The organism is Pseudomonas sp. HMSC067G02, from assembly GCF_001813485.1.
GTDB lineage: Bacteria > Pseudomonadota > Gammaproteobacteria > Pseudomonadales > Pseudomonadaceae > Pseudomonas > Pseudomonas aeruginosa.
On record NZ_KV812725.1, the window covers coordinates 1 to 9313 of the forward strand.

Annotated in this window: 10 protein-coding genes; 1 reads left to right on the plus strand and 9 read right to left on the minus strand. The window is 59.6% G+C overall.

The window, feature by feature from the left end:
* Window positions 1-284 precede the first annotated feature (284 nt).
* Complete coding sequence (locus tag HMPREF2914_RS32085) at window positions 285-551, plus strand: DUF2845 domain-containing protein (RefSeq protein WP_223193886.1); 267 nt, start codon at window positions 285-287, stop codon at window positions 549-551.
* Window positions 552-594: 43 nt separating this feature from the next.
* Here the strand turns inward: HMPREF2914_RS32085 and HMPREF2914_RS32700 are convergent, their stop codons facing one another.
* From HMPREF2914_RS32700 to HMPREF2914_RS27215, 9 genes are all read right to left on the minus strand, one after another.
* Window positions 595-1704, minus strand: a complete 1110-nt coding sequence (locus HMPREF2914_RS32700; protein ID WP_003086171.1) for a hypothetical protein — start codon at window positions 1702-1704, stop codon at window positions 595-597.
* A 130-nt stretch (window positions 1705-1834) separates the two neighbouring features.
* Complete coding sequence (locus HMPREF2914_RS27180) at window positions 1835-3316, minus strand: UvrD-helicase domain-containing protein (RefSeq protein WP_003086172.1); 1482 nt, start codon at window positions 3314-3316, stop codon at window positions 1835-1837.
* A 10-nt stretch (window positions 3317-3326) separates the two neighbouring features.
* Window positions 3327-4073 (minus strand): TIGR03747 family integrating conjugative element membrane protein, encoded by a 747-nt coding sequence (locus tag HMPREF2914_RS27185; protein WP_003086173.1) that lies wholly within the window; start codon window positions 4071-4073, stop codon window positions 3327-3329.
* Window positions 4073-6304, minus strand: a complete 2232-nt coding sequence (gene traD / locus HMPREF2914_RS27190; protein WP_003086174.1) for a type IV conjugative transfer system coupling protein TraD — start codon at window positions 6302-6304, stop codon at window positions 4073-4075. The genes HMPREF2914_RS27185 and traD overlap by 1 nt, the downstream gene beginning before the upstream one ends.
* 3 nt (window positions 6305-6307) lie before the next feature.
* The gene (locus tag HMPREF2914_RS27195; protein ID WP_003086175.1) at window positions 6308-6577 is read right to left on the minus strand and encodes a hypothetical protein; all 270 of its coding nucleotides are present in this window, start codon (window positions 6575-6577) and stop codon (window positions 6308-6310) included.
* 8 nt (window positions 6578-6585) lie between these two features.
* Window positions 6586-7086 (minus strand): integrating conjugative element protein, encoded by a 501-nt coding sequence (locus HMPREF2914_RS27200; protein WP_003086176.1) that lies wholly within the window; start codon window positions 7084-7086, stop codon window positions 6586-6588.
* Window positions 7083-7664 (minus strand): hypothetical protein, encoded by a 582-nt coding sequence (locus HMPREF2914_RS27205; protein WP_003086178.1) that lies wholly within the window; start codon window positions 7662-7664, stop codon window positions 7083-7085. The genes HMPREF2914_RS27200 and HMPREF2914_RS27205 overlap by 4 nt, the downstream gene beginning before the upstream one ends.
* Window positions 7649-8404: a TIGR03759 family integrating conjugative element protein gene (locus tag HMPREF2914_RS27210; RefSeq protein ID WP_003086180.1), complete on the minus strand. Its 756-nt coding sequence runs from the start codon at window positions 8402-8404 to the stop codon at window positions 7649-7651. Before HMPREF2914_RS27210 ends, HMPREF2914_RS27205 begins: the two co-directional genes overlap by 16 nt.
* 10 nt (window positions 8405-8414) lie before the next feature.
* Window positions 8415-9095, minus strand: coding sequence for a hypothetical protein (locus HMPREF2914_RS27215; protein ID WP_003134165.1), 681 nt, complete (start codon window positions 9093-9095; stop codon window positions 8415-8417).
* Window positions 9096-9313 lie beyond the last annotated feature (218 nt).

Below are 9313 nucleotides of genomic sequence, written 5' to 3' on the forward strand. Positions count from 1 at the left end.
GCATTTTATCAACCAGAAATTCCGGATACCCGATATTCTCAATGTGGTATTCGAAGGTCTGCTTCATGACGTGCTCCTAGAGCGGTTCGAGTAGAACCGCACGGTTTCAAGAGCAGGAGGAGGGCCTCAACCGAAAATACTAGGCTTAGCACCAGTGAATTTCTGGTGGTTGGCGGGTTTAGAGACACGTATGGACGTCTGGGTGTATATTTCATATATATTTCTAAGGGAGACGGCTGATGCTTAGAAACATCTCTATTGGAGTTTTGCTAGCCATGGCTGCTATGTTGGGCAGTTATGGGGTGGCTGCCGCTACATTACGATGCGGGTCGGCAATTGTTAGTGAGGGCGACTTGATTGATGATGTGCTTAGAAAGTGCGGCAACCCTGATAGCCGTAAAATTGAAGGGCCCGCAGTGGATGGTAGTGGCTATATAGTGCGGGGGGCTGCTACTGTCGAAAACTGGGTATACGGACCAAGGAATGGATGGTACCAGAAGCTTAGGTTTGTCGATGGAAGACTAGTTCAGATAAAAGGCAGTATGGACTAGGGTATAGCCGTGGATGGTGTGTTTTCATCCACGGTTATAAGTCTCATCCGGCAGATGATATAAGGGTAAGGATATTTGCGATTGGTAGGCCTTGTGCGTCGGAAATAAACACGGTTGTACTGGCGCCTGCACGAGAAACTATCTGTTGTAGGTTGTTCGGATTAGACATGCCGCCGTTGTAATTGGCTTGGAATTGCTTGCTGGAACTTGCTATGTCTAGAAGTTCAAGTAGGGTGCTTTGGTTGGCGGATTGTGCGGAGTTCATGCTGATTGATGTGTTCGATCCTGCCGCTCGGAGCGCCTGCTGGATGTTGTTTGAAGTGAGTTGGGCACCATTAAAGTTGGCGCTGAATTTTTTAGTGTTGCCCGCGATGTTGATGGCCTGTAAAAGGGTGGATATATTCGCCGCCTGAGCGGTGTTGACGCTGATATTGGTACCCGAGGCCGCAGCGCTGATCGCTTGCTGAAGATTGTCTGCTGTTAGTTGTGCACCATTGAAGTCGGCGCTAAACTTTTTCGTGTCTTTGGCAGAGTTGATGAGGGCTAGTAGGGTGCTTATATTAACCGCCTGTGCGGTATTGACGCTAATGGATGTTCGGGTTCCTGCGGCGTCTAAAGCTTGTTGAATGTTGTTTGAAGTAAGTTGAGCGCCATTGAACTCTGCGCTGAATATTTTTGTGTCACCTGCTGCATGAATAGTTTGAAGAAGGGCGGTTATATTTGCCGCTTGTGCGGTATTGACGCTTATGCTGGTGTTTGTTCCTGCCGCATTTACTGCTCTAAGTAGGTTGTCGCTGCTGAGTTGGGCTCCATTGAATTCTGCGCTAAAATTCTTTGAGTTGCCTGCTGTAGATATTGCGGAAAGAAGTGTGTTTATATTAATGGCTTGTGCGGCTATTGTGGATACTCTGGTTAGTGATCCTGCTGAATTTATGACTTGCTGAAGGTTGTTAGCAGTCAGCTCTGCGCCGTTGAAAGTTGTTGAGAGGTTTTTTGTGTTTTCTGCAGTGGTTGTTGCCTTGAGAAGAGTTTCTATATTTAATGCTTGCGCGTTGCTTATGCTGATGCTTGTATTCTTTCCTGCTTTTGATAGGGCCTCTAGCATGTTGCTTGGATTTAGAAGGCGTCCGTCGAAATCAAGGATAAGTTTCATCTCAATGCTCCGCTGTGACCTAACGTTAAAGTCTTGGTGTGAGTACTTCCTAGGCTGAATGAGTTGGCTACAAATCTCTTTGCCTTATGTCAATATCAGGCATTCGCTGTGACCAATATCATTTTTTGAGTCATTTTTTACAGCTAGCTATCTGCTCCTTCAGTTTTCTGTCGTCCACGTACCGCTGCATGATCGACAGCACCAGACTGTTGATGGCGAGGATCTTCATCGCGCGGGTCACTGCGACGTAGATCAGGTTCAACTCATCGTCGCGCTTGCCTGGGTCGGTGTCGGGGGCCAGCGGGTCCGCGTTGAAGTCGTCGTACAGGCAAACGAAATCCCATTCCAGCCCCTTGGCCTTGTGTGCGGTGGTCAGGGTGATTGTTGCGTCCAGCTCATCGTCAAGGGTCAGTGAGCGAAGCTCAAGGATCCGCGCAGGCAGATCAGGGTAGGTCGATATGATCTTGATCGAGCGAAGCATCTCACCGTCCTGGCTGATCTCGGCGATCTCCACGTACTGGGTGTAGTCGCGGTAGTCACGAAGCAGTTTCTTGTTCTGGACGTTTTGGCGTAGGCCTCGGCTGAATGCGTACAGATCCTCCAGGTCGCGCAGCGAGTAACTGTCGATACCGCCTACCCAGTGGAATTTGGGCTCCGGATGATTGCGGACCAGCTGCAGGGCATTCTCGATGACGCCGATAACGGTGCGGTGAATGAAAGTGCGGTGAGGAAGGTCCGGCGGGAGGGACTTTTTCACCAGCGTCTGCGGACCCAGTCCTTGAAGTTTCCGTGTCTCGCCCTTGTAGGAGAGGATGATGTTGGCCACGTGTGCGATCGCGGGGCCGAATCGCCAGCTCTGGGTCAGGTAGTGCTCCTCGGCGCCGGCCATCCAGTCGCTGTTTAGGGCATCTTCTGCGCCCCTGAACCGGTAGAGTTGCTGATGGGGATCGCCGACGATAGCCATTCTGATGCGCTGCCAATGGGCAATGTCCGCGATCACTGGGTTGATGTCCTGCCCCTCGTCCAGGAGCATGCAGTCGAAGCGCTGGCTCAAATCGGGCTTGCTCAGTTGATACAGCTTCAGGTAGCCGTCATGGGGCATCAGCATGCCGGTGTCCTGGAGATCGACCATGCGCCTCCAGACTACTCGCGCCATGTCCAGGCCCTGCTTGAGGAAGCGTTCCTGGGCACTGGTGAGGAACGCCTTGTCGCGGAAGCGCGGGAAGTGCGGTCGGCCGAGCTCTGCGTCGGCGCTAGCCATGTAGTTGTTCAGCGTGGCCAGCACGTCACGTACCAACTCCCAGTCTTGGGTATCGAGTCCGCGGGCGATATCGGTCAGACGCAGGTTCTTCGTCTTCTTGTGGGCGTACTGGATGCCATACACCGCATGAGCCAGGCTGTGGGCGGTCTTGCATACTACGTTGCGGGGGAATTTGCCCTTCGCGGCCTTTTCCACCGAGCTGTTGTAGCAGAGGTAGAGGATTCTCAGGGTAGGGTTCGCCTTGGCAAAGCCCACCAGGGTGGTGGTCTTGCCAGTGCCGGCGAAGGCTCGCACCAGGATCTTCGATGCCTTCGACTGGATGATCGGTGACTGTTCGTGAGTCCACTGCACGGCGGGTCTCCTACAGGTACTTTTTGAAGGTGGATGCTGTGATGCATACCGCTACGCCGAGCAGCGCGGCGCAGGGCAACAGGATGAGCAGGGGATTGATGCTGATGGGGATTGCCAGGTAGAGCGTCCAAGGGACGACCGCTAGCGGAATGATGCTGCCGCGCGCCTTGTGGTAGAGGTAGCTGGACTCCCGGCCGGCGCCGAACTTGCGCAGGTCCCGGCGCACCAGGCCGTCCACCAGGCCGGTGAACGCGGCCATCAGGAACAACGGGATCGTCATGACCAGGATCACCAGGCGCACGACGAATGTCAGCACCGTGTACAGCGCGGCCAGGCCGTAGTTCTGCAGCGTGGAGACACCCTGGGCGGTGAGATAGCGAACGTCCAGCGGGCTCCGTGGCCCGGCCTGCGCGATGGTAGTCATGTTGGTCATCCAGTCGACCATCCCGGTCTTCACGAACAACCAGTCATAAGCCAACTGGGCCAGCCAGGTGGCGGTTCGACCTGGCTCCTGCACGACGACGCTGTGTAGCAGCCCCTGCGACAGCCAACTGAGTTCGTACTCGAACATGGCCTGGGCATGCTTCCAGCCCGCGTCAGGCCAGAAGAAATACAGGCAAACCCACTCCACGATGATTGCGCCGATCAGCGACCCGAACATCACGCCGAGAAATTGGAAGGGCGTACTGATGATGGTGCCGAGAAGGGTCTTCTGGCTCTCTTGTTGCTGCTCTGCACGTTGAGTGACTTCAGCCATCAGGCGGCATCCTCACCGGCGCCGAGGTGACGGAAATCGTCGACCAGGTCCTGGGGCAGACTATCCTGCAGGGCGGAGTATCCCGGCGCCTCCCACCACTCGCTGTTGGCGGCCTGGCCCTTGCGCATACCGGCAGCCAGCTCCTGCAGGCTTTTCGGCATCACCTCGTCGGGATCGACCGCTGGCAGCGGCATTCGGATCTTCCAGAGATTGCCGCCCTCGAGTAGCGCGAACGCTTGTCCTTTGGGCAGACCAACGATGTGGGCCGGCTCGAGCATTGGCACGCTGGTCATCTGCACCTGGTCGTGCGAGCTGGAAGTGAAGGCTGCCTTCTTGTTGTTGATCGCGTCGTTGGCGCCGCTCGCCGGCGTGCTGGTGTAGATCTGGACCTTGGGGAGCTGATTGGTAAGGAGTTCGGCCGTGGCGGTCTCGCGCACCCGCAGCATGAACAGGTTGTTGAAGTTGCCGATGATCTGACCGGCCTTCGCGCGGGAGCCGATCTTGGCCTCGATGTCGCTCATGGTCTGGGTATAGGCCGTCACCTGCACGCCGGCGCCGCCCGCTTTGTTGACCATGGGGATGAACTCGTCGCCAATCAGCTCGTTGAACTCGTCGGCATGCAGGTTGATGCGGACCTTGCCGCCAGCGAGCGAGCCGGGCAGGCCGTCATCGACACCATGCTTGTAGATGTGACCCGCTACCGAGACCAGGTCGCTGAACATGGAGTTGCCCACCGCGGCGGCGACCTCGGTATCCGATAGTGCGTCGAGGCCGACGTAGACCACGGCGCGTTTGCGGATGACCTGCATCCAGTCGAAGATCGGCCGCGGATCGTTGAGGTCCGCGTAGTTGGGCGAAAGAAGCTCCGAGATCCGCCCGGTAGTGAGTTTCTCCAGCAGCGGCAGCAGCGAGGCCACGATCTTGTCGAAGTAGGTCTTGTCGTAGCGCACGGCGCTCTTCAGGCCTTCCATGACCGGGTCGGCGATGCGTTTCTGTGTCAGGTACTGGTCGATGGCTACGACCCGCAGGGGCCGTCCTTTCATGTTGAACGGGATGTTCTTGTCGTTGAGCTTGCCCTCGATCTGGATGATGGTGTCCCAGGCCCTGGGATCGTGCTCGCTGATGTATTTCTGCGCATATTCGACGAACAACGCATCGATGTTCACGACGTGCCGGAGGATCTGCTGGTAGTCAGGCCGGATACCCAGCGCGTGCAGCGCGCGGGCGATGATGTTGACGAACCGCCAGGCGAACTCGCGGAACGCCGCGCTGTTGCCCTCGCCGGAGAGCTGGCCGGCGACGCGGGTGGCGACCTCAGAGATCCGACCGAACCGGCCGACGGCGTTGTAGCGTGCCGACAGGTCAGGATGACCGAGGTGGAACACGTAGAACTCGTCCAGGCGGCCGGCACGTTCGCATTCCACGTACATACGCTTCAGCAGATCAGCGTCGCCTTTCGGGTCGAAGACTATCACCACCTCGTAGTCCGGCTGCTCCTCTGCGCGCCGGCGCCGATAGCCGTGGTGAACCGTCTGGGTCCGCCGGCCCATCTTCACTCGCTGGCGTCGGCCCCGGTAGTGGGTGCGGCGAATATCCTGGGTGATGAACAGTTCCGCGAGTCGCGTCTTACCCACCCGCGTGGTGCCAAGCACCAGGGTGTGGCCGACGCGCTCGCCCAGTTGCAATCCCACGTCCTCCTCTCGCGGTTCGATGCCGTGGAGCCGAGGCAGACCGCCCACGGGTGGCAACGGCCGAGCGGGGTTCCAGGCCACGTCCCAGGCAGTGGCTTTGGCGACCAGCTTCAGGGGGAAGGGGGCAAACTCGAGCTGCTTCTCCAACCGGCGCGCGCGCTGGTAGAGCGGCGAGGGCTCGACGTAGGAGGCGAACTGGGGCAGGTAGGTATCTGCCAGGCGCTGCGTATGCTTCTGCGTCCAGCGAAATCCTTTACCGATGAACAGGTGTTCGTTGCTGACCGGCATCTCGGCGCTGGTCATCGTGTACTTCGGCAGTCGGCGAATGTTCCGCCGGTAGCGGAGCACCACGCCGGCCTGCTTCAGCCGCACGATACCCAGCCAGGCGAAGCACAGCGCGGCCACGATGCCGAACAGCGGAGTGAGGGCGAACGTCCACGGCGCGACGATGCAGAGCGCGGCCGCGGTGAAGCACACGGTGGTGGTGTAGAGCTCCACGGCAGGCCGCAAGAGCGCTTCCAGCGGGTACTGGCCAGCCATGGGTTACACCTTCAGGCTTGCCGGCGCCTGCAGGCGGCCCGATCGGCGGCCCTTGGCATGAAGTTCGAGCACCTGTTTCCTGGCTTGCTCTACCTCATCATCAGGCAGCATCTGCTCCAGCAGCTCGCAGAGGGTCGACTCGTCCTCTAAGGCCTTGGACGCCACCTCACCGCCGTAGCGTGAGATCAGGTCGAGCAACCCCTGGTACATGAGTTGGCGTGCCTGAGCGTCGCTCGGCTGCTTGATGACTAGGGTGATCAGGTGAGTAGTCATGAGGACTCCTACTGCTGGATGGCGGTGGATGTGATGAGGGCGGGGTAGTGCCGCAGCCCTAGCCGGTCGACCAGGTCGTCCGCCGGCGCCGGCAATATCTGAAGTCCTTTCCCCCAGGCCCGGATTTCCGTCAGGCGCGCTTCGCTGGCCACGTTCACTGCCAGGCCCACGGCTTGGAGGCCTCGGAGCTCGTCGACTCGTTCTTTCAGCCAGGTTCGAGACAGCGTGTCGTCGCCGACCAGGAACAGCGGTTGCAGGCCTGGAGCGTTGATGGCGCGCCCCTGGACCTGTCCTGGCGAAAGGCGGGCGGAGCGAACTGGAAACGCACCTGAGCCACGGATGCCCAGGTCGCCAGGTCCTGGTGCGGCAGCGGATGGCTGCGGATCCAGGCCCTGGTAGTAGGGGAGCGCCGAGGCGCCGCCGAGGTCTTCGACAACGATCAGCCCGGCGGCCCAGGCTTGAGTCGCGAGCACTGTGCAAAATGCCAGCGTGGCAAGGATCTTCTTCATGGATTGGTCACCAGTAGGTTGACGCCGAGGACTTGGCTAAGGTGGCGGGATACCGTCCTACGGTATTTGGCGGCAGGCGCGCCGCCGGCGGGGCGGTGGTAGCGGCCGGCAACTTGGATCCAGTCCACCGGTCTTCCCGGGGCGGATGCATACAGGGCGTCCCGCTGCTCGATCAGGATGTCGGAGGTGGCGTCCAGGTTCTTGTACGGATCTAGGGACTCGCAGGGGCTGGAGAAACGATGTCCGTTCCAGCCTATGTTGACCTGGCCGAGGCCGGAATCGACGCTCTTGGCCCCGTAGAGGTTGATTGCCGCGAGTAGCGCTGTGCAGGCGGTGGTGCGGGTTGCGTAGTAGTAGGATTTCCCGGCGAGGTTCAATGTCCAGGGCCAGGGAACGTATTCGCCGCGCAGCAGGACCTTGCTCTCGGTCAGCGCGACCGAGTAGAGCACCTCGGCCGGAACCCCTTTGGCCAGGGCGATCTGCTTGTACGCCGGCGGTGGATCCACGGCGGCCTGAGCGATGTTGACTAGGGCCAGCAGGGTGGCCAGTTGGAGGGCTCGAACTACAGACGTTGCCATCGGCCGTTCACCTCCTGTACCAGGGCGGGAAGGGCCCCGCCCAGTCCCAGGGCCATCCAGCGGCCCTCGTCATGATTGAGCGTGATCTGCTTGCTGCGAACCTTCTTCGGGTCGATGCCGGCGAGGATTGCCCAGTGCCGCACTCGCTCTGCGTCGTTCTGGCTACCGACGAAGTAGAGGTCGAACTCCTTTTCTGCATGTTGCAGGTCTCGGACCCGCTGGATGCAGGCGGTGCAGTTGTCCTGGACGAACAGGGCCAGGCGCCCGCTGCTCTGCAACGCTGGGCTCATGTTCGGCGCGCTCGACGGGTTGGCCGCGCTGTTTTCGGTGAGGCGGATCACCCCCTCGCCTGGATAGGCGCGGGCGAAGGCTTCGTCATATGCGCGCTGGTAGGCGAGTTCCTTCTCGACCCGGCGCCGTTCGGCCTGGACCTGTAGATCGGCATACCGCCGCCGTTCCTCTGCCGATCGCGCCTCGATGCCCAGCGCGGTCAGCGGGTCAATGCCAGGCGAGTACACGCCCCGGGGGCCTTGCATGAGCGTCTGGTAGCGGGTCCATTCCTGTTGGTTCAGTCCCCACTCCTGGGCCAGGTCGCTCTGAGATATCTGTTGTTTCAGCGTGCCGAGTTGGCTACCGGACAGCTGGCTGCTGGTCTCTCGGCTTGCCGCAGCCTCTTGGCCGACTGCGGGATAGCTCAGCAGCAGCACCAGGCCGGACAGGAGCGATACGGTTCTGATCATGGGCGGGGTCCTATGGTTGGATGCGAACGCTGCGCGAGGCGCCGGCGACGTCGAAGTGCGCGGTACCATCGTCAAGGTCGGTCAGTCGCCAGTTCGTGCCGGCGACGGCATCTCCCTGGCGAATGAGGTAGATCTGGCTGAGCTGGGTGGATCCCGGAGGTGCAACCGACAGAAACCGTTCGCCCCCGCGATACTCCACGCCAAGGATCGAGAAGGGAGGAGGCTCCATCGGTTTGGGTTTCGGCTTGGGCTTGGCGGGTATGGGGCGTTTTGGCGCTGGCACGATCAGCGGCGGCGCCTTGGCCTGCTTTTCTTGAAGCGTGCGGACAGAACCGTCCAGTGTCTCCACGGTTGCCTTGAGCACCAGGAGATCGCCGGCCGAGGCGGTGGTCTGAGCCAGGTTCTCGACGGCATCCTTGGCGAACGCCTGCGCGGCGTCAATGCGGTTGGACAACGCCTGCTGGCCTGAGCGGAAGTCCTCGTTGCTGACCAGGTGCTGTCCATCCACGGTGTCGAGGCGCTCGTCGACTCGATTCAAGCGAGCCAGGATCGCCTTTAGCGAGGTCTTTTCCGCGGCACTGTCCACGCCTGATCGGAGCTGAATGAGTTGGTACTGCTGGTAGCCCAGCAGGCCGGCCATTGCCGCCAGGCAGAGGCCAAGAATCATTGATGCAGGGGATGGGCGTTTCATGAGGGTCCTCGCACGAAGCTGGGGACAACCTCTCAAATGGACAACGTTGATGCAGTAGGAAATACTCGGTAGGAGGGGGAGGGATTTTCTTTCGGATTGCTGACCTGCCCCAGTTTTAGTACCTCTGCCTAGTTAGTAGGCTCTGGGGTTGAGATCAATTTTTCCTGCTTCAGTTGCTGCTGGTGAGTTCGCCAACTTGCAGCAAATTCTGCCGGGGT